Origin of the sequence: Polaribacter sp., assembly GCF_036480315.1 — a bacterium.
GTDB lineage: Bacteria > Bacteroidota > Bacteroidia > Flavobacteriales > Flavobacteriaceae > Polaribacter.
In genome coordinates this window covers 70,412-90,851 of record NZ_JAZGGG010000040.1, presented here as the reverse complement: position 1 = coordinate 90,851, position 20,440 = coordinate 70,412, and the positions used below count along the sequence as shown (strand labels likewise).

Annotated in this window: 17 protein-coding genes; 13 read left to right on the top strand and 4 right to left on the bottom strand. The window is 29.9% G+C overall.

The annotated features are described in order from the left end of the window. Window positions 1-51 precede the first annotated feature (51 nt). From topA to V3V28_RS08440, 7 genes are all read left to right on the top strand, one after another. Window positions 52-2,550 carry a type I DNA topoisomerase gene (gene topA / locus V3V28_RS08470; RefSeq protein ID WP_331364593.1) on the top strand — a complete coding sequence of 833 codons (2,499 nt, stop codon included), beginning with the start codon at window positions 52-54 and terminating at the stop codon, window positions 2,548-2,550. Window positions 2,551-2,586: 36 nt separating this feature from the next. Next, entirely contained in the window at window positions 2,587-3,747 is a 1,161-nt protein-coding gene (locus V3V28_RS08465) for a formimidoylglutamase (RefSeq protein ID WP_331364592.1), read from the top strand. A 103-nt stretch (window positions 3,748-3,850) separates the two neighbouring features. Next, window positions 3,851-5,224, top strand: a complete 1,374-nt coding sequence (gene porK / locus V3V28_RS08460; protein ID WP_331364591.1) for a type IX secretion system lipoprotein PorK/GldK — start codon at window positions 3,851-3,853, stop codon at window positions 5,222-5,224. A 34-nt stretch (window positions 5,225-5,258) separates the two neighbouring features. After that, window positions 5,259-5,891 (top strand): type IX secretion system motor protein PorL/GldL, encoded by a 633-nt coding sequence (gene porL / locus V3V28_RS08455; protein WP_331364590.1) that lies wholly within the window; start codon window positions 5,259-5,261, stop codon window positions 5,889-5,891. Between the two features lie 46 nt (window positions 5,892-5,937). Next, complete coding sequence (gene porM, locus V3V28_RS08450; protein WP_331364589.1) at window positions 5,938-7,464, top strand: type IX secretion system motor protein PorM/GldM; 1,527 nt, start codon at window positions 5,938-5,940, stop codon at window positions 7,462-7,464. Window positions 7,465-7,481: 17 nt separating this feature from the next. Further along, on the top strand, window positions 7,482-8,336 hold the full coding sequence (gene porN / locus V3V28_RS08445; protein ID WP_331364588.1) for a type IX secretion system ring protein PorN/GldN: 855 nt from the start codon (window positions 7,482-7,484) through the stop codon (window positions 8,334-8,336). Between the two features lie 296 nt (window positions 8,337-8,632). Beyond that, complete coding sequence (locus V3V28_RS08440; protein WP_331364587.1) at window positions 8,633-9,697, top strand: NAD(P)/FAD-dependent oxidoreductase; 1,065 nt, start codon at window positions 8,633-8,635, stop codon at window positions 9,695-9,697. 152 nt (window positions 9,698-9,849) lie between these two features. Here the strand turns inward: V3V28_RS08440 and V3V28_RS08435 are convergent, their stop codons facing one another. Beyond that, a complete protein-coding gene (locus tag V3V28_RS08435; RefSeq protein ID WP_331364586.1) occupies window positions 9,850-10,233 on the bottom strand; it encodes a DUF983 domain-containing protein in 384 nt (127 codons plus the stop codon). Window positions 10,234-10,286: 53 nt separating this feature from the next. Here V3V28_RS08435 and abc-f point away from each other — a divergent pair, with 53 nt between their 5' ends. From abc-f to V3V28_RS08420, 3 genes are all read left to right on the top strand, one after another. Then, on the top strand, window positions 10,287-12,206 hold the full coding sequence (gene abc-f / locus V3V28_RS08430) for a ribosomal protection-like ABC-F family protein (protein WP_331364585.1): 1,920 nt from the start codon (window positions 10,287-10,289) through the stop codon (window positions 12,204-12,206). Window positions 12,207-12,367: 161 nt separating this feature from the next. Beyond that, window positions 12,368-13,327 (top strand): 1-aminocyclopropane-1-carboxylate deaminase/D-cysteine desulfhydrase, encoded by a 960-nt coding sequence (locus V3V28_RS08425; RefSeq protein ID WP_331364584.1) that lies wholly within the window; start codon window positions 12,368-12,370, stop codon window positions 13,325-13,327. Continuing rightward, window positions 13,324-14,154, top strand: a complete 831-nt coding sequence (locus V3V28_RS08420) for a glucosaminidase domain-containing protein (RefSeq protein WP_331364583.1) — start codon at window positions 13,324-13,326, stop codon at window positions 14,152-14,154. The genes V3V28_RS08425 and V3V28_RS08420 overlap by 4 nt, the downstream gene beginning before the upstream one ends. A 52-nt stretch (window positions 14,155-14,206) precedes the next feature. Here V3V28_RS08420 and V3V28_RS08415 read toward each other — a convergent pair whose 3' ends face one another. Both V3V28_RS08415 and V3V28_RS08410 read right to left on the bottom strand, forming a co-directional pair. Then, entirely contained in the window at window positions 14,207-15,337 is a 1,131-nt protein-coding gene (locus tag V3V28_RS08415) for a vWA domain-containing protein (protein WP_331364582.1), read from the bottom strand. Window positions 15,338-15,392: 55 nt separating this feature from the next. Beyond that, on the bottom strand, window positions 15,393-16,094 hold the full coding sequence (locus tag V3V28_RS08410; RefSeq protein ID WP_331364581.1) for an SIMPL domain-containing protein: 702 nt from the start codon (window positions 16,092-16,094) through the stop codon (window positions 15,393-15,395). Window positions 16,095-16,302: 208 nt separating this feature from the next. Here V3V28_RS08410 and V3V28_RS08405 point away from each other — a divergent pair, with 208 nt between their 5' ends. The 3 genes from V3V28_RS08405 to V3V28_RS08395 are packed head-to-tail and all read left to right on the top strand — an operon-like array spanning window position 16,303 to window position 19,761. Continuing rightward, window positions 16,303-18,507, top strand: coding sequence for a tetratricopeptide repeat-containing sensor histidine kinase (locus tag V3V28_RS08405; RefSeq protein ID WP_331364580.1), 2,205 nt, complete (start codon window positions 16,303-16,305; stop codon window positions 18,505-18,507). Window position 18,508: 1 nt separating this feature from the next. Then, the gene (locus tag V3V28_RS08400; RefSeq protein ID WP_331364579.1) at window positions 18,509-19,240 is read left to right on the top strand and encodes a LytR/AlgR family response regulator transcription factor; all 732 of its coding nucleotides are present in this window, start codon (window positions 18,509-18,511) and stop codon (window positions 19,238-19,240) included. A gap of 5 nt (window positions 19,241-19,245) precedes the next feature. Next, complete coding sequence (locus V3V28_RS08395) at window positions 19,246-19,761, top strand: gamma carbonic anhydrase family protein (RefSeq protein ID WP_331364578.1); 516 nt, start codon at window positions 19,246-19,248, stop codon at window positions 19,759-19,761. Between the two features lie 207 nt (window positions 19,762-19,968). On the opposite strand, the gene V3V28_RS08390 is transcribed toward V3V28_RS08395, so the two are convergent. Beyond that, on the bottom strand, window positions 19,969-20,433 hold the full coding sequence (locus V3V28_RS08390; protein WP_331364577.1) for a hypothetical protein: 465 nt from the start codon (window positions 20,431-20,433) through the stop codon (window positions 19,969-19,971). Window positions 20,434-20,440 lie beyond the last annotated feature (7 nt).

The window sequence follows — 20,440 nt, the reverse complement described above, 5'->3', positions numbered from 1 at the left end:
CAAACCAAAATAGGCGTAGTTTTAATGCGCAATTGGAGTAAAAAAAGATACATGGCAAAGAATTTAGTAATTGTAGAGTCACCAGCAAAAGCAAAAACCATAGAAAAATTTCTTGGAAAAGATTTTCAAGTAGAATCTAGTTATGGGCATATTGCAGATTTACCATCCAAAGAATTGGGGATTGATGTTGACGGGGATTTTAGCCCTAAATATATTATTTCAGACGATAAAAAACCTGTAGTTAAAAAGTTAAAAGCTTTAGCAAAAAAAGCAGATACTGTTTGGTTAGCAAGTGATGAGGATAGAGAGGGAGAAGCAATTGCTTGGCATTTAAAAGAGCAATTAGGTTTAAAAGATGAAAATACAAGGCGTATTGTTTTTCATGAAATAACAAAAAATGCCATTTTAAAAGCAGTCGAAAACCCAAGAGATATCGACTATAACATGGTAAATGCACAACAAGCACGTAGAGTTTTAGACAGACTTGTTGGGTATGAATTGTCGCCAGTTTTATGGCGTAAAGTAAAAGGAGGTTTATCTGCAGGTAGAGTGCAGTCTGTTGCAGTGCGTTTAATTGTAGAGAAAGAACGTAGTATTATCAACTTTAAAGCAGAGACGCATTATAAAGTAGTAGCAGAGTTTTCTAATAATGAAGGAAAAACTTTTAAAGCAACGATTCCAAAGAATTTCGATTCTAAAAAAACAGCTGAAGATTTTTTAACTTCTTGTGCAGATGCAGGTTTTTCTATTGCTGATTTAACTAAAAAGCCAGCAAAAAAATCTCCAGCAGCACCATTTACAACATCAACATTACAGCAAGAAGCATCTCGTAAATTAGGTTTTCCGGTAGGTAAAACGATGCAAGTTGCACAGCGTCTATATGAAGCAGGTTTAATAACCTATATGAGAACAGATAGTGTAAACTTATCTGTAGACGCAAGAAATGCTGCCGAAGAAGAAATTAGTAATTATTACGGTAAAGAATATAGCAAACAACGTGTTTTTAAAACGAAAGCAAAAGGTGCTCAAGAAGCGCATGAGGCAATTCGTCCTACAAACATGAAAATGCACTCCATTGATACTGAATACGATCAAACTAGATTGTATGATTTAATTTGGAAAAGAACATTGGCATCTCAAATGAGTGACGCACTTTTAGAGAGAACCAATATGAAAATTGAGAATTCTAAAAATTCAAAAATCTTCACTGCAAATGGTGAAATGATAAAGTTTGATGGATTCTTAAAAGTATATTTAGAAGGAAAAGATGATGATGAAGAAGAACAAGCAGGAATGCTACCAACATTAAAAATTGGCGAAACTTTAGATTATACATTTATAAACGCAACACAACGTTTTACAAGTCCACCATATCGTTTTACAGAAGCTTCTTTGGTAAAACAATTAGAAGAATTAGGTATAGGTAGACCGTCTACTTATGCGCCAACAATTTCTACAGTACAAAGAAGAGGTTATGTAGAAAAAGGAGATGATGAAGGTTTAGAAAGAAATTATGAGCAGATGATTTTAACTGCAGGAGCAGTAAGAAGTCAATCTTTAACAGAGAAAACAGGTTCTAATAAAAATAAATTAATTCCTACGGATATTGGTAACATTGTAAATGATTTTTTAGTTGCAAACTTCTCTAATATTTTAGATTTTGGTTTTACAGCTAAAGTAGAATCTTCTTTTGATGATATTTCTGAAGGAAATGAAGATTGGATAGAAATGATAAAAGGTTTTTATACCAAGTTTCATGTTATTGTTGAAGATGTTAAGGAAAACGCTGAAAGAGAAAGCGGAGAACGTATTTTAGGTAAGCATCCAGAAACTGGGAAAACTGTTTTAGTTCGTTTAGGTAAATTCGGGCCAATTGCACAAATAGGTGCGCCAGAAGATGAAGAAAAAGTATTTGCAAGTTTAAATAAAGATCAGAATTTAGGAACCATAACAATGGAAGAGGCGTTAGAATTGTTCTTGCTTCCAAAAACGTTAGGTTCTTATGAAGGTGAAGAGGTAATTGTTTCTAATGGACGTTTTGGACCTTATATAAGATTCGGTACTATGTTTGTTTCTTTAGATAAAGGAGAAAACCCAATGGAGGTTGATTTGCCAAGAGCTCAAGAATTAATTGTTGCAAAGCAAAAAGCAGATGCACCAATTTACCATTATGAAGATTTACCTGTACAAAAAGGAGTTGGACGTTTTGGACCTTTCTTAAAATGGAATTCGATTTTTATCAACGTAAATAAAAAATACGATTTTGATAACCTTACTGATGATGATATTATTGAGTTAATTGAAGTTAAAAAACAGAAAGAAATAGATAAGGTTATTCATAATTGGGAAGACGTTGGTATTCGTGTAGAAAAAGCACGTTGGGGACGTTTTAATGTTTTAAAAGGAAAAATTAAAATAGAATTACCAAAGACTACAGAAATAGAAAAACTTTCTAAAGCAGAGGCAGTTAAAATGATTGAAGCAAAAACGCCAAAGAAAAAAGCAACTAAAAAGAAAACTGTAGCTAAAAAAACAACCAAAAAGAAGTAGGGATTTTTTATATTGCCTATCTATTAAAGAAAATTAATGAACCTAGACTTTTTAACCCCTGTAAAAGAATCGGTTGCGGCACATTTAGTGTTGCAGTCAGATTTATGTTTGGGTAAAAAAATTAGAATTCATACAACCGAAGAAGGCTTTCCTGAGTTAGGAAATGTTCAAATAGCTATTTTTGGGGTTCAAGAAGATAGAAATTCTCAAGACAATTTTGGTTGTGGAGAAGGTTTAGAATTTATCAGAAAAAAATTATATCAATTATTTCCTGGAGATTGGCATACAAATATTGCCGATTTAGGAAACGTTCAAAAGGGGAATTCAGTTTCAGATACCTATTTTGCAGTTAGAGAAATAATAACTCATTTATTGAGAGAGAATATCATTCCGGTTATTATTGGTGGAGGTCAAGATATTACTTATGTAAATTATAGAGCTTATGATACTTTAGAGCAATCTGTAAATATTGCAGCAGTAGATAGTAGATTCGATTTAGGTAATTTAGATAATGAATTAACATCGCAATCTTATTTGAGTAAAATAATTATGCAAGAACCAAACAACTTGTTTAACTATTGCAATGTTGGGTATCAAACTTATTTTAATTCACAAGAAGAAATTAGATTGTTAGATAGTTTGTTTTTTGATGCACATAGATTAGGTAAAGCAAAAGAGTTAGAAAATATAGAACCAGCATTTAGAAATGCAGATATTGTTTCTATAGATATTGGTGCAATAAGACAAAATGAAGCTCCGGCAAACAATAATGCTTCGCCAAATGGGTTTTATGGTGAAGAAATTTGTGCTATTTCTAGATATGCAGGTATTAGTGATAAAGTATCTTCGTTTGGGATTTACGAATATAATTCTAGGCATGATAACAATCATCAGACAGCACATTTAATTGCGCAAATGATTTGGTATTTTATTGAAGGAGTGAATTTTAGAGTAAAGGATTATCCGTTTTCTGGAAAAGAAAACTATCAGAAATTTACAGTTTTATTAGAAGATGATGACCCAATTACTTTCTATAAAAGTAACAAATCTGGAAGATGGTGGATAGAAATAAATATTTTATCAAATAATAAATACAAAAGACATGCGTTAATACCATGTACATATAAAGATTACACAGATGCAACTAAACAAATTATTCCAGAAAAATGGTATAAGGCAATGAGAAAGCTAGTGTAATAAAGGAAAAATTAAAAACAGAAAGTTAAAAAGCAATTTGTCATTGTTTTTTAGCAAAAAAAATAATAGGTTTACGAACTTTTTAGTAAAGATATTTTAGCATATGAAGAAAGCAGCAATTTTTGCACTTTTAATAACGGTTTTTTACAGTTGTGGCTCTAATGATAGGGGTGAATTAGTAGGTGTAAAAGCCAAGAAAAAGTGGTTTTCAGAGAAACCGTTTGGTATGTCTTTAATTCCTGGCGGTTCTTTTACCATGGGAAAACAAGACCAAGACATTATTGGTACAATGAACGCACCAACAAAAACAGTTACGGTAAGACCATATTATATGGATGAAACTGAAGTAACAAATAATGAATATAAAGAATTCGTTTTTTGGGTTAGAGATTCTGTTGTAAGAACAAGATTAGGATACCAACAAGAATTTGTTGCCATGGGCGCAACACCAGGCCCTACAGGTGCAGGTTTATCTGGCGGAATTCACGAATACGCTTTTGCGGTTGCAGATACTACAGATGCAAATGCCTACCAGAGGTATATGTACGAAAACTATTGGAGTTTAGGAGATGGAATCGATTCTATAAAACCTTTAAATTGGGAAGCTGATATTCTTTGGAAAAAAGAAGATTTTCCTGATATGGATTATGTAGAAGTAATGGATTCTTTATTTATTCCAAGAGAAGATGCTGTTGACGGTATTAGATCTTTTAATACGAAGTTTTTAAAATACAGATATTCCTGGTTCGATAGAGATAATGCGGCAAGAAAAGGTGGAGATAGAAAAGACTTTGTAGAAACAGAAGTTTTAAACATCTATCCAGATACTACTGTTTGGGTTAAAGATTTTAATTATTCTTATAATGACCCAATGCACCAAGATTATTTTTATCATCAATCTTATGGAGATTATCCTGTAGTTGGTGTTACTTGGGCACAAGCAAATGCTTTTTGTAATTGGAGAACAAAAAAGAAAAACGATTATTTAAGAGGAAGAAAAAATGCAACTTCAGTGCCAGACTTTAGACTGCCAACAGAAGCAGAATGGGAATATGCAGCAAGAGGAGGTTTAGAATTTGCAACGTATCCTTGGGGTACAGGAGGTACAACTAGCGATAGAGGTTGTTTTCTAGCAAACTTTAAACCAGTAAGAGGTAATTATGCAGTAGATGGTGCTTTATATACTATGGAAGCAAAATCGTTTAATGCAAACGATTACGGATTATATAATATGGCTGGTAACGTTTCTGAATGGACAAATACAGCTTACAACTTATCATCTTACTATATGGCATCTACTATGAATCCTAATGTAGAAGATAGAAAAAACAAAAGAAAAATTATACGTGGAGGTTCATGGAAAGATGTAGCTTACTTTTTAGAAGTAGGTTCTAGAGACTATGAATATGCAGATACAGCAAGAAGTTATATTGGCTTTAGAACTGTACAAAACTATATTGGTACTACAAACAAATAATTAATAATAAAAAAACTAATCAATAAAAAATATTATGGCACAGTCAAGATCTTACAAAAAAACAATGAACTTCGTATATGGAATGGGAGCGGCCGTTGTAATTATTGGAGCTTTATTTAAAATTCAGCATTTTTCTATAGGACCATTAACAGGTGGTATAATGTTAACAATTGGTTTAGTTACTGAAGCATTGGTATTTGCTATTTCTGCATTCGATACTCCAGAAGATGATTTAGATTGGTCTAAAGTATATCCAGAATTAGGAGCAGATGGTATTGAGTCTGAAAAAGAAGTTGGTGCTCAAGGGTTATTATCTCAAAAATTAGATAATTTATTACAAGAAGCTAATATAGATTCTTCACTAATGACAAGTTTAGGTACAAGTATGAAAAACTTTCAGGGAGCTGCGGAAGGATTATCTGCTGCATCAGAATCTATTTCATCAACAAATAAATATAATGAACAAGTATCTATGGCTGCTGTTCAAATGGAAACATTAAATAGTTTGTATAAAGTTCAAGTAGAAAACTCAACAAGACAATCAGAATTAAATGGTGCAGTTGTAGAAAATACTGAAAAATTAAAAGAACAAATGGAATCTTTAGCAAAAAACTTATCTTCTTTAAACGGTGTTTATGGAGGTATGCTTTCTGCAATGTCTAAATAATAATTAGTTCAATTAATATGAATACTAACTTAAAAAACTAATTAGAATGGCTGGAGGAAAAATGTCCGCAAGACAGAAGATGATAAACTTAATGTATCTTGTATTTATTGCTATGTTAGCAATGAACATGAGTAAAGAAGTATTATCAGCTTTTGGCTTCATGAACGAAAAGTTAACAGAAAATAATACATCAACAACTGCAAAGAATAATGAGGCGTATGCAAATTTAGCGACTAAAGCTTCTGAACAAGCTGCTAAATTTGGACCTTTAAAAATACAAGCAGATAAAATAAAAGGTTTTTCTTCTGATTTTTATAATTCTTTAGAAGAATTAAAAGGAAAAATGACTGCTGATATCGATGATAAAAACGACTATGAGGCAATGGATAAAACTGCTTTTTTAGACGAATACTTCTTTAAAGGTGATAAGTTTACTCCAGAAGGTCAAGCGTTTTTAGATCAAATTAATGGTTATAGAACTAATGTTACAAATGTTTTAGGAAGTGATAGCAAGTTTGTACCAATTTTAGCAAAAAGATTTTCTACAAACGATGATACAAATAGAGATGGTAAAACTATTAAATGGTTAGATTATCGTTATAAAGGTTTCCCATTAGTAGCTTCATTAACAAACATTACTCAAATGCAAGCTGATATCAAAAACACAGAAAGTGATATTGTATCAGATTTATTAGGTGGTAAATTAGAAGAAGCTCTATCATTAAACAATTATAAAGGTATTGTTGCGTTAGATAAGAACGCTTATTTTGCTGGCGAGAAAGTTACAGGTAAAATAGTTTTAGGTCGTTATGATGCTACAATGGTGCCAGATAATGTAACTTTAAATGGTAAAGATTATAAAAATATTCAATCTGGTCAAGTAATTATAGATATGCCTGCTGGTAGAGTTGGTAATCATGATATTAAAGGAAAAATTGCTTTTACTCAAAATGGAGAAGTAGTTGAGGTGCCGTTTGAAAGTTCTTATTCTGTAATACCAGAGCCAAGTAGTGCAGTTGTTTCTGCAGACAAAATGAATGTGGTTTATAGAGGTTTAGACAACCCTATTTCTGTTTCATTACCAGGAGTTAGCTCTAATAACTTAAAAGTTTCTGCTTCAGGTGGTAAATTAACAAGAAAAGGAAAAGGTTTTAGTATTAGACCCGCAGGCGGAAAAGTAGCAGTAATAAACGTAAGCGCAAAATTAAGTAGTGGTAAAACCGTTAATTCTAAAGCAACCTTTAGAATTAAAGATATACCTGCAGCTATGGGTTCTGTACGTGAACAATACGGTACAGTAAGAATGCCAAAAAGTGGTTTAGCAAATGCACCAATTGCAGCAGGTTTACCAGATTTTGAATTCGATTTAAATATTAAAGTTAAAAGCTTTAAAATTAAAGTACCAGGACAATTAACTATTATAGTTAATGGAAATAAATTAACTGCTGCTGCTAAACAAAAATTATCAAAAGCTAAAAGAGGAGATATCATTAATATTTATGGTATTAAGGCTACAGCTAATGGTTACAATCTTAAAAAAGTATTACCAGTTAATATAGAATTAACAAACTAGAAGTAAAAAAAAAGAATATGTTTAAAAATTGTTTCATACTATTTTTCGCTTTGACTATAAGTGGTTCAATAAATGCGCAAGCAAACTTACTAAATTCAAAAACTGTAGATCAAATAGGGCAGAAAAACGAACAGCAATTAGCTGCAGATAATGATGGCCCTATTCCTTACGGTTACGTAGATGATAGAGATGTACTTTGGTCTAAAGTTGTTTGGGAATTTGTAGATTTAAATCAGAAAATAAACTTACCATATTATTTTCCTATAGATACTACAAATATATCTACAGACAGAAGATCTTTGTTTGATACGCTGATAAAAGGAATTAAACAAGGTAAAATTAAAGAAGCATATTCAGATTCTTTTTTTACTTCAAAAATCACTCAAAATGAGATTGATTCTAGACTAATAAGTGTTAGAGAAGAAGGTGGTTATACAGATACAATTACGCTTCAGACAGAAGATGTAGAAGGTTACATGATTAAAGGAATGTGGTATTTCGATAAACGTCAAGGTGAACTTAAATACAGATTGTTAGCATTAGCACCTATGGGTAAAGATGTACAGACTTTAGGAGTTCAAGATATTGAAGACGAGCAATTGTATGAGTTGTTTTGGGTATTCTTTCCATCAGCAAGAGATGTTTTGCACGACGCAAAAGTATTCAATCCAAAAAATGCTTCTCAACCAATTTCGTTTGATCATTTGTTAAATGCAAGAAGGTTTAGTTCAGTTATTGTACGAGAAGAAAATATCTATGGTAACAGAGCTATAGCAGATTATGTACGTGGTAATTCTTTATTTCAACTGTTAGAAGCAAATAAGATTAAAGAAAATATTAGAGACAGAGAAATGGATATGTGGAATTATTAATTGAAAAACGTTACTCGAATTTTTTATTTCGAGATTCAATTAAAACAGTCATTCCTGTGAAAACAGGAATCCAACATAGAACTAATAAAAAAACGTTTGCGAAAGCAAGCGTTTTTTGTTTGTAGCTATTTCCTGCTTTTCGCACTCGCTTTTTTTTCGTCCCTCAAAAAGAGCTCAAACAAATGCTACAAATGCTAGCATTCAACGACTCAATTAAAATATTAAAGCGAAGTTAATCAGGGCTAAACTTGTTTGTTTTTTTTTGAAAAACTAAATATTAAAGTTATTTTAAAATTATGAAAGTAGATTATATTATTGTTGGTTTAGGATTAGCAGGTTTGGCATTTGCAGAAGAATTAGCAGCAAAAAATAATACTTTCATGGTTTTTGAAGACGATTCTCAAACTTCTTCTTTAGTTGCAGGCGGAGTTTATAATCCAGTAATTCTAAAAAGATTTACTCCAGTTTGGAACGCTAAAGAACAATTAGAAGTTGCGCTTCCGTTTTATAAAAAAATAGAAGAAAAACTAAACATAAAAATAGACCAAAAGTTTGTCATCAAAAAAGCGTTTAAATCTATAGAAGACCAAAACAATTGGTTCGAAGCTTTAGACAAACCCAAATTGGTAGATTATTTAGATGGTAATTTAGATACTAAAGAATACAACGGCGTTATTGCCGATTTTAGTTTTGGAAATGTAAAAGAAACCGGAAGAATAGATACAAAAAAATTAGTAGAAAGTTACAGGGACTATTTAAAAAACGAAGAAAAAATTAGATTCGAAAAATTTGAACATCAACAAATAGCATTTAAAGAAGGTGCGGTTCAATACAAAAATATAGAAGCAAGTAAAATTGTTTTTTGTGAAGGATTCGGAATTAAGGAAAATCCGTATTTTAGTTATTTACCATTAAATGAAGCTAAAGGAGAATTATTAACGATTCATGCACAGGAATTAAATATCGATTTTTTATTAAAATCTACACTCTTTGTACTTCCTTTAGGGGAAAACCTGTATAAAGTTGGCGCAACTTTTAATTGGACAGACAAAACATCTAATCCATCTGAAGAAGGAAAAGAAGAGCTGGTTGAGAAATTAAAAAAAGTAATTAACGTGCCATATACTATTGTTTCTCAATCTGCAGGAATAAGACCTACCGTTTCTGGTAGAAGACCTTTGGTTGGTATTCACCCAGAATACTCTCAATTAATAGTATTAAACGGTTTAGGAACACGTGGAGTTATGATTGCACCAACAGTTGCTAAAAACTTGTTTAATCATTTAGAAAAAGGAGAAGAGATAGAAGAAGGAGTGGATATCAATCGTTTTAAACATCTTATAGATAAGAATACTAAATAACTTTATTGTAATAAAAGCATAAAATTAAAGAACTGTCTTTTTTAGATTTGCAAAAAGCGTTAAGGATTGAACGGCTTGTTTGAGCTCTTTTTGTTTTTACAAAAAAGCGAGCAGTGAAAGCCTGTTAAAACGCCAAAAAAATAATATTATATTTATTTATTAGAGTTCGTTTTATCAAATTTAACAAACATATTTATCCAAAGAATTCTAGATAAACGCAAATTTATGGGTGCTAAAACTATTAAGGCGAGGAAAATTGTAGCAAAAGCCTGCAATAATGAAGCATTAAAAATAAGTTTAGTTATCAAAAAAGTAACAATAGAAATACCAACTGTAATTCCGTAATTTACATACATAGCACCGTAAAAGAAAGAAGGTTCTATCATATATTTTAAATTACAACTAGGGCAATTTTCATGAATAGCAGTGATTTTTGATGGCTTAAAAGTAAAACCATTTGAAAAGAAATCTCCTTCATGACATCTTGGGCATTTTCCGTTTAAAACACTAAACAACTTTGTTCCTTTTTTAACCATCGTTAACTGCATTTTTTTAGTTAGTTTTGCAAATTCAAAATTACACAATATTTATGTTAAATGTACACAACTTAACAGTTTCCTTTATGGGTACTGATTTGTTTTCTGGAATTACTTTCAAACTTAATAAAGGAGATAGAATAGGATTGATCGGGAAGAATGGAGCAGGGAAATCTACACTTTTAAAAGTGCTTTCTAAAGATATAGAAACGAGTGGTGGTACTATGGCTTTTGACAAAGACATTCGCATGGGTTTTTTACGACAAGATATAGATTTTGTAGAAGGAAGAACTATTTTAGAAGAAGCGTACCAAGCTTTTGAAGAGATTAAAGAAATTGAAGTTCAATTAGATGAAATTAATGAGCAGTTAGCTACAAGAACAGATTACGAAAGTGAAGCTTACAGCCAATTAATTATAGATTTAACTGAAAAAACAGAACGTTATGAACTGCTTGGAGGTTATAATTACCAAGGAGATACAGAAAAAATACTACAAGGTTTAGGTTTTCAAAGAGAAGATTTCGACAAGCTTACAGACACTTTTTCTGGAGGTTGGAGAATGCGTATAGAATTGGCAAAATTACTTTTACAGAACAATGATATTTTATTATTAGATGAGCCAACAAACCATTTAGATATTGAATCTATTATTTGGTTAGAGAATTTCTTAAAAGGATATTCTGGTGCAATTGTGTTGGTTTCTCATGATAAAATGTTTTTAGATAATGTAACTAACAGAACTATTGAAATTTCTTTAGGTCAGATTTACGATTATAAAAAACCGTATTCAGAATTCTTATTATTAAGAGGAGAAATCAAAGAAAAGCAATTACAAGCACAAAAAAATCAAGAGAAAGAAATAAAGCAAAAACAGCATTTAATAAACAAGTTTAAAGCAAAAGCGAGCAAAGCTTCTATGGCGCAATCTTTAATGAAACAACTAGATAAAGTTGAATTAATTGAAGTAGACCAGGATGATAACCAAGCCATGAATGTGCGTTTTAACGTATCTAAAGATCCAGGTAAAATTATTGTAGAAGCAGAAGGTCTTTCTAAAAGCTATGGTAATAAACACGTTTTAGAGGGTGTAGATTTATTGATTGAAAGAAATAGTAAGATTGCCTTTGTTGGTCAAAACGGGCAAGGGAAATCTACTTTGGCAAAAATGATGGTTGGCGAGATTCCTTTTGAAGGATATTTAAAACTAGGTCATAATGTGCAAGTTGGGTATTTTGCTCAAAATCAATCAGAGCATTTACCACCAGAAAAAACAGTATTAGAAATCATGGAAGATGCTGCTACTGATGGAAACAGAGCACGTGTTAGAGATATGTTAGGTTCTTTCTTATTTGGTGGAGATGCTGCAGATAAAAAAGCAAAAGTACTTTCTGGTGGAGAAAGAAATAGATTGGCATTGTGTAAATTATTATTATCACCTTTTAATGTGTTAATAATGGATGAGCCAACAAATCACTTGGATATTGCCTCAAAAACGGTTTTAAAAGAAGCTTTAAATAACTTTAACGGAACTCTAATTGTTGTTTCTCACGATAGAGATTTCTTACAAGGATTAACAACAACCGTTTATGGATTTAAAGACAAAGAAATAAAAGAATATTTAGGTGATATTGATTATTTCTTGGAGCAACACAAAATTGAAAATTTACGTGAAGCAGAAAAAAGAACGGTTGTAAAAGTGGAAAAAGATACTTCTAAACAAGCAGCGCATCAATTATCTAGAGACCAAGAAAAAGCGTTGAAAAAACTAAACAATAAACTGTCTAAAATTGAAACTGAAATTGCAGATTTAGAAAAAGAAATTTCAAAAATTGATTTAGAATTAGCAAATAATTACGATGAAGTTTCTGCAAGACCAAACTTCTTTGAAAAATACAAAGCGAAGAAAGCGACAGTAGATTCTTTGATGGAAAATTGGGAGAAAGTAGAAGCAGAAATTGCTACTTTTTCTTAAAATTATCTGATTATTTCAACTAAAACAGAAACCAATAATAAATAGTAGAATTGTAAATGACTATATTTATAGCGTCAATTTATTATTTATAAGGTGAAACACATATATAATAGACTAAATTAAAATTCCTTAATCACGGGAATAACAATAAAATAATAAGATTGAGCAATACAGATAATTCTTTTTTCGGCGGTAATTTCATCTCCAATAACCAACAAGTTTTTCTTCCAATTTTGGAAGAAAAGAAAATTGAACTTTTTATAAAAAGAGAAGACTTAATTCATCCTTTTGTTTCGGGTAATAAATTTAGAAAATTAAAATATAATCTTACAGAAGCAAAAAAACTAAAGAAGAAAGCAATACTTACTTTTGGTGGTGCATATTCTAATCATATTTTGGCAACAGCCGTTGCAGGAAAATTAGAAGGTTTAAAAACTTTTGGTATTATTAGAGGAGAGGAATTAGGTAAAAACCTTACCAAAACTTTAGAAGAAAATCCTACGTTAAGAGCAGCTCATGAGCAAGGAATGAAGTTTCATTTTGTAACTAGAGAAATATACAGACAAAAAGCTTCTTTTGGTTTTGTTGAAAAAATGAAGAATAAATGGGGCGATTTTTATTTAATTCCAGAAGGTGGAACAAATTTTTTAGCAGTAGATGGTTGTCAAGAAATTTTAACAAAAGAAGATAAGCAATTCAATTACGTTTGTGCTTCTGTTGGAACTGGTGGTACTATTGCAGGACTTATAAAATCTTTGAAGAGAAAACAACAAGCAATTGGTTTTCCTGCTTTAAAAGGGAGTTTTTTATCAGAAGAAATTAAAAAGTATACAATTAATAATAAAATTTGGAGTTTACAAAAGGACTATCATTTTGGCGGATATGCAAAATATGATGATCAACTAATTGATTTTATAAATTGGTTTTCTAAAGAAACTAAAATTCAATTAGATCCAATTTATACGGGTAAAATGTTATTCGGAATTTTAGATTTAATTAAAAAAGATACTTTTGAAGAAGGAACTAAAATTTTAGCAATTCATACAGGTGGAATTCAAGGAATTGAAGGTTTTAATCAAAATTTAGAAAAAAATAATCAACAACTAATTGAAGTTTTATGAAGTTAAGGGTTGTGTTTTATGGTCTTTGCTTACTAATATTAGCAAGCTGTGGTTCTAGTAAAAAAACAAATCAGAAAAATAAAAATTCTGGTGTAGTTTTAAATGAACCTAAACCCGTAAAATTACCTTCTGTTAATGAAAAAGAAATCACAAAAAAGTTAGTAAAGAAGAATCCAAGATTAAACAAACAAACTTTATCTTACATAAGAAAGTACGCGCCAATTGCGGTTTTGGAAATGCATGAACATAAGATTCCTGCAAGTATAACGTTAGCGCAAGGAATTTTAGAATCTGGAAGAGGTAGAAGCAAACTTGCGTTAAAATCTAATAATCATTTTGGAATAAAATGCCACACAGGTTGGCAAGGAGAACGTGTTTATCATGACGATGATGAAGCACAAGAATGTTTTAGAAAATATCAATATGTAGAAACTTCTTACAGTGATCATTCAGCGTTTTTAAGCAAAAGGAAACGTTATGCATTCTTGTTTAACTACAGGAAAAAAGATTATAAAAAGTGGGCAAAAGGATTGAAAAAAGCAGGTTATGCAACGGATAGAAAATACCCAAATAAGTTAATAAAAATTATTGAAGACTATAAATTATACGAATTCGATAAGGTGAATAAAAAGGATTTCAAAATAAAAAAATCTAACAAAAAAGAAAATAAACCTGCATATACTATTGGGAATTATTACGAAGTAAAAAAAGATGATACTTTATATTCTATAGCCAAAAAGTTTAAAACTACAGTAGCTATAATTAAAGAATTAAATGGTTTAAAAAGCAATACAATTGCTATCGGTCAGCACTTATTAACAAAATAAAAGCCCATAAAATTTAATTTATAGGCTTTTTAAAAAAATCAACTAACTAATCTTACCAAGAGTAATTTTTTAATTTGGCTTGTCTTTTAATGGCTTTAATCATAACATTATTAAGCTCATTATCTTTACTGCCTTTTTGTTGTTGTTTTGCAATATAGCTTCTCCTTTTTGTATCTAATTCTTTAATTTTTTTTTGAATTTCTGCACGTTTTTTCGCTTGCTTTTTTACATAAATTTTTATTTCTGATGCAGATTTATTTCGCAATTCTTTAGGAAGTTTTTCTTTTTCAATTATAGCATAATTTATTTTTTCCTTTTTGTCAGCATCTACTAAATCCCAAGTAGAATTGTTATATAATCTAGAACTTTTACTAACAGCTCTTTTTACTTCAACTTCTTTATTTAAAGACATTGCATTTGAATCTTGTCTACTTTGATTTGAATATTTTGTATATCCTTCAACTCCGTAATAAATATAGGTTCTGTTTAATTTTTTATTTAAAATAATGATGTCATTATCATATGGAGTAACAATGTGTATAATTTTTTTATTGTGATTTATAGTCATATAATCTCCACCACCAGAAACGGCACCATCTTGCCACATACCAGAAATTCCGTTGTTGTAGTTTCCGCAAAAAATAGTATTTATTACTACATCTTTCTCTTTTGCATTTGTAATTGCATCTTTATAATTAATTTTTCCTTGTGTAAAAGGTTCGTTACCTGCAATAAAAATTAGTCGTAAATCATTCTTGTTTTTACCCCAAGAAAGCTCATTTAATGACGTTTGAATTACTTGTCCGCAAAACTCACTTCCACCACTTGTAGTCAATGAAAATAGTTTTTCAGAAATTTCATCTAAATCATTACTAAATTGTAAAACTTGTTTAATGTAGCCTTCTTTTGAAGACAACCTAGAGTTACCATACTCATACAAAGCAATTTCTAAATTAGGCTTTTTAATTCCGTATTTAGCGTACGAAAGTTCGTTTACAATTTCCCAAAGTTGCGCTTTTGCTTGGTTTATTAAACCATCCATACTACTACTTGTATCTAATAAAAGCGCCACTTTTATGGTTTGGTCTTTACGATCTTCCGATGTTGATTTGTCTTTAGCAAAACTATTGGTTGTAATAATTAACAAAAGAATTGCCAGAACTTTTAATGCTGTATTTTTCATGATAAACTGTTTTTAGATTTTATTGATTATTAAAAGTTTGGGTTGATGTTATTCTTTATTTGATTTTAAATTTCACGTAAATAGAAGAAGAAATTTTTATTTTTTCGAATTGAACTATTTCATTTGAATACCCTCTTGATTTACTTACCCCAAAAGAGGAAGACGATGAACTAATGTAATTGGCATTCGCATAGATTTGCTGGTTATTTGTATTAACTTCGTTTATAATTATTGGCTTTCCGGTTTTTTGGCCAATAGCTGATAATAAATAATCTGCTTTATCTTTAGCTACTTTTATTGCCTTAATTCTATTTTTCTTTCTTAGTTCTATAATTTTAGAATGTGTTACCTTTGAGATGTTAATATCAGAAATTTTAAGTTTTTTTAATTTTTCAAATAGTTTCTTCAACTTATCTGCTCCTTTTATTTTAAGTGTATAGTTTGCAATCGATAATAGTTCTTCTTTCCACCAACCTGTTTTAGATAGCACTGCGTTAACATCAGAAATTGAAAGATTTTTTTCTGGAATACCAATTTCTCTTAATTTTGATTTTAATTCATTTTCCAAAAAAGTTATTTTTAGCTTTTTTCCATTTTCCATTCTCTCTTTTATTGAGATATTTAAATAAATTTCATCTGGTACAATTTCTGTTTCTGCTTTTCCAGTTACTTCAATAAATGGAATATTATTAGTATCGGTTTGACTTAATAAATTTGTTGTGAATAAAAGTATAGCAAGTAGTTTTAAAGTTTTCATTTTATAGATTTATGTATTTTTAATACTTCAATATTAATACCAACTTTTATTTTAAAAAAATCAGAATGAGTAAACACACCTTTTTAATGAGTGAAAGAGAACAACAATTGAGTAAACGCAGTTTTTAAGTTGTTTAAATCTGTATAATGATAAATCATCATTTTTTTGGATGCTTTTTTGTGTGTATGTTTACATCAAGAAAGAAATAATGAATATTAAAAAATACATAACAGTCCTTTTTTTACTTTTAAGTATTGGTGCTTTTTCGCAACAGTATACTACAGAATATGCTGTAAAAGAGTTTTTTGTGAAGGTTGTTGTAGAAGACAATGCAACAGGAAAACATATAAAAAATGCAGAAGTTTATATAAATGAAAAGCAATTTAGATATTCTGAAATTACCAGTAATTATAAAATAGAGGCAAAAATAAACGATGAATTAAGAATTACGCATCCAGATTTTGATACTGTTTATTATATTATAAAATCTGATGAAGATGTAAAGATTTTGGTAGAAGAGTATCCAACAAGAAGCAGTTCTAGAGTTCGTAAATATTCTATTTCTAAAGAAGTTTTTGATGATGCAAGTTTATATCATCAAAATTTAGATTCAGCAAAATTTTATAAAAAAGAAGATATCGATAAAAGTTTAAACTTTATTGAAAAAGCTTTAAAAAGTAAACAATCTAGAGAACGAAATTCAGCTTCATACAAAACATTAGCAGACATTTATTTGTATTGGAAACAGTATGATTTAGCCCTAAATAACTATAAACTTTCTATTCAAATTAAAGAAAACGTAATTGCAGAATTAGGTTTAGCAAAAGCGCAATTTTTATTGAAAAAATATGAAGCTAGTAAGAAGTCTTATGAAGAAATCAACCAAGAAAAATTAAGTAATTACCAACGAATTCTTGTTGCAGAAGGATTGGGTGATATTGGTTTTGTTCAAAAAAAATACAATAAAGCAAAAATAAATTATGACATAGGTTTACAGATTGCAAAAGACAATTTTGTGACTCCAAAAATTACAGATTTAAATTCAAAATTAGCAGACGTTTTTGCGGCTGAAGGAAATCTATCTCAAGCAAATATTCAATTTAATAATTCTTTAAATCTTGCCGAAAAAGAAAATGTAAATAGAGCTTTAAAAGAAGAAGAAAAAGTTGCCGATTTTTATAATAAATCAAATCGTTTTGATGATGAAATTAAACTTCGAAAAGAAAGTTTAAAGAAAACAGAAATTGAAAACACATCAAAAAGAAAAAAAAGCATACAATCAGATTCTATTACTTCACAAAAAATAAATTATAAAATAGGAAACGCTTACATACAAAAAGAAGATTATAAAGGCGCAATTCCGTTTCTTATAAAGAGTATAAAAGATGCTGATAAAAATGAAGATATTGTTATAGAAAAAGATGCTACTAGAAAATTATCGGAGGTATATGCAAATGTTGGTGAATATAATAAAGCACTAAAAAGTTATCAGGAATATGTAGAATTGGTAGATGAATCTTATATTAGAAAAGAACAAGAAATTCAACAAGTACAACGTTTTTCAAAGAAAATATCAGACAATCAAAATAGAATTTCTAGCTTAGAGAAAGACAAGGAATTGGCAGAAAGTAAAATCAGTTTGGCATATATAGATAGTAAATTGTCTGAAGAAAGTAATAGCCGACAAAGACAGATTATTTACTCTTTAATTGGCGGATTTCTATTGCTGTTATTGTTGGTTTATTTTATGTACAGAAATAACAAACAGCAAAAATTAGCAAATAATTTATTGGCGTTAAAATCTATGCGTTCACAAATGAATCCACATTTTATTTTTAATGCATTAAATTCTGTAAATAGTTTTATTGCTGTAAATGATGAGCGAAATGCAAATCGTTATTTGTCTGAATTTTCTGTTTTAATGCGTTCTGTTTTAGAAAATTCTGATGAAGATTTTATTTCCTTAACCAAAGAAATTGAGTTGTTAGAATTGTATGTAAAACTAGAGCATAATCGTTTTAAAGATAAATTCGAATATCAAATACAAGTTGATGAAAACATTAATTTAGAACAGTTTTCTATACCACCAATGTTGTTGCAGCCGTATATAGAAAACGCAATTTGGCATGGTTTACGATACCGAAAAGAGAAAGGTAATTTAGAAATTTCTATCAAACAAAAGAATGCAGAAACAGTATCAATTTTAATTATAGATAATGGAATTGGTAGAAAACAATCTCAAGCTTTAAAAACACAACATCAATTAAAACAGAAATCTAAAGGAATGAGTACTATAAAAAATAGAATTGCTATTTTAAATGATATGTACAAAGATCGAATTTCTGTACAAGTTTCTAATGTTTTAGAGAACGGAGAAGGAACAAAAGTTGAATTGTTATTGAAAAGAAAATAGGATGAAACTAAAAGCAATAATAGTAGAAGACGAACAAGTAAGCAGAGATATTCTCCGTAATTATATTGGTAAGTATTGCCCAAATGTTGATTTAGTTGGTGAAGCAGAAAATATTGAAAACGCTTATAATTTAATTCAAAAAAACGAATTAGATCTAGTTTTTTTAGATGTAGAAATGCCTTATGGTAATGCATTCGATTTGTTAGAAAAAGTAGTAGACAGAACTTTTGAAATCGTTTTTGTAACTGCTTATGATCATTATGCAATAGAAGCTTTAAACAACCATGCAAGTTATTATTTACTAAAACCAATTTCTATAGATGAGTTGATAAAAGCAGTAAATATTGTTTCAGAAATCAAAGAAAAAGAGAACCAATTACAAAATCAAATATTAGTACCAAAAGCAAATTCGGCAACAGGAAAAATAACAATTCCACAACAAGACGGTTTCGAAGTTTTAGATATTAATGATATTGTTTTCTGCAAAGCAGATGATAATTATACAGAAATTCATCTAGCAAATTCAAAAAAATTAGTGAGTAAAACTTTAAAGTATTTTGAAGACGCTTTAAAAGAACACACGTTTGCTAGAATTCATAAATCGTATTTGGTAAATGTAAATGCAATTACCAAATATAAAAAAGGAAAAGGAGGAAGTGTAATTGTTTCAAACGGAAAAGAAATTTTGGTTTCTGCGTCTCAAAAGAGTAATTTGCTATCTTATTTTAAATAAAAAAAATGCCAATTATAAAAACAGTAAACGGAAAACACCCACAAATACCAGAAGATTGTTTTGTAGCAGAAAATGCTACTATTTTAGGAGAAGTTTCTTTAGGTAAAGAATGTTCAATTTGGTACAATGCAGTAATTCGTGGAGATGTACATTATATAAAAATTGGCAACAAAGTCAACATTCAAGATGGCGCGGTAATCCATGCAACGTATCAAAAATCTCCAACAACCATTGGTAATAATGTTTCAATTGGGCACAATGCAATTGTACACGGTTGCACAATTCACGACAATGTTTTAATTGGTATGGGCTCTATAATTATGGACGATTGTATAATAGAATCTAACTCCATAATTGCAGCAGGCGCAGTAGTTACCAAGAATACTAAAGTAGAAAGTGGAAGCATTTATGCAGGCGTGCCAGCCAAAAAAGTGAAAGATATTTCACAAGAATTAATTTCAGGAGAAATAGATAGAATTGCCAATAATTATGTAAAATATTCTAGTTGGTTTAAAGAATAAACTGCTTCGAGTGATTTTGATTTTTTTTCAAAATTGTATCTAGAAGTGGGCGTTTTAACAGGCTTTCACTACTCGCTTTTTTTATGAAAAATAAAAAAGAGCTCAAAAAAGCCGTTCAATCCTTAACGCAAAATTCTGCACAAAAGAAAAACCCGAATTCAATTAAGAATTCGGGTTTTATCAGTCAACCAAACTAATCAACCAAAACTAGTTATCCATATTTTCTTTTTTTTCTTTTCTGCTTTTTCTTTCCTTTTTACCTTTCATCATTTTTTTACCTTTCTTTTTCATCTTCATTTTTCTTCCTTTAGACCTTTTTTCAAATTTCTCAAACTGCTCTTTGTTTAAGATATCTTTCATCCTATTTTTCATTGCAATTTGTTTGTCTAACCTTTTACTTTGAATAGCGAACATTTCATCAGAAGTAGGCCCTTTTTTATTCTTTCTAGCCTCTTTCCTGTTTTCCATAAAAGCTTTTCTCTCTGCCATTTTTGCTGCAATAAGAGGTTTTATCTGGTTTTGTTGTCTTTCAGATAAATCTAACTTTAAAGTCATTTTTTTTACGGCTAATTCTACTTGTTGATCAACAGTAAATTGATCTCTTTTCTTTTGTGCTTGTGTAGTAAAAGTAAATGCGAATACTAAAACTAAAATACATGTTAATTTTTTCATATTTATA

What these genes read in the sequence shown, in the direction of transcription:
- topA (WP_331364593.1), top strand. Translation starts at nt 52, where the DNA reads ATGGCAAAGAATTTAGTAATTGTAGAGTCACCAGCAAAAGCAAAAACC.
- V3V28_RS08395 (WP_331364578.1), top strand. Translation starts at nt 19,246, where the DNA reads ATGCCAATTATAAAAACAGTAAACGGAAAACACCCACAAATACCAGAA.
- porK (WP_331364591.1), top strand. Translation starts at nt 3,851, where the DNA reads ATGAAGAAAGCAGCAATTTTTGCACTTTTAATAACGGTTTTTTACAGT.
- abc-f (WP_331364585.1), top strand. Translation starts at nt 10,287, where the DNA reads ATGTTAAATGTACACAACTTAACAGTTTCCTTTATGGGTACTGATTTG.
- porN (WP_331364588.1), top strand. Translation starts at nt 7,482, where the DNA reads ATGTTTAAAAATTGTTTCATACTATTTTTCGCTTTGACTATAAGTGGT.
- V3V28_RS08420 (WP_331364583.1), top strand. Translation starts at nt 13,324, where the DNA reads ATGAAGTTAAGGGTTGTGTTTTATGGTCTTTGCTTACTAATATTAGCA.
- V3V28_RS08405 (WP_331364580.1), top strand. Translation starts at nt 16,303, where the DNA reads ATGAATATTAAAAAATACATAACAGTCCTTTTTTTACTTTTAAGTATT.
- V3V28_RS08440 (WP_331364587.1), top strand. Translation starts at nt 8,633, where the DNA reads ATGAAAGTAGATTATATTATTGTTGGTTTAGGATTAGCAGGTTTGGCA.
- porM (WP_331364589.1), top strand. Translation starts at nt 5,938, where the DNA reads ATGGCTGGAGGAAAAATGTCCGCAAGACAGAAGATGATAAACTTAATG.
- V3V28_RS08435 (WP_331364586.1), bottom strand. Translation starts at nt 10,233, where the DNA reads ATGGTTAAAAAAGGAACAAAGTTGTTTAGTGTTTTAAACGGAAAATGC.
- porL (WP_331364590.1), top strand. Translation starts at nt 5,259, where the DNA reads ATGGCACAGTCAAGATCTTACAAAAAAACAATGAACTTCGTATATGGA.
- V3V28_RS08415 (WP_331364582.1), bottom strand. Translation starts at nt 15,337, where the DNA reads ATGAAAAATACAGCATTAAAAGTTCTGGCAATTCTTTTGTTAATTATT.
- V3V28_RS08465 (WP_331364592.1), top strand. Translation starts at nt 2,587, where the DNA reads ATGAACCTAGACTTTTTAACCCCTGTAAAAGAATCGGTTGCGGCACAT.
- V3V28_RS08390 (WP_331364577.1), bottom strand. Translation starts at nt 20,433, where the DNA reads ATGAAAAAATTAACATGTATTTTAGTTTTAGTATTCGCATTTACTTTT.
- V3V28_RS08400 (WP_331364579.1), top strand. Translation starts at nt 18,509, where the DNA reads ATGAAACTAAAAGCAATAATAGTAGAAGACGAACAAGTAAGCAGAGAT.
- V3V28_RS08410 (WP_331364581.1), bottom strand. Translation starts at nt 16,094, where the DNA reads ATGAAAACTTTAAAACTACTTGCTATACTTTTATTCACAACAAATTTA.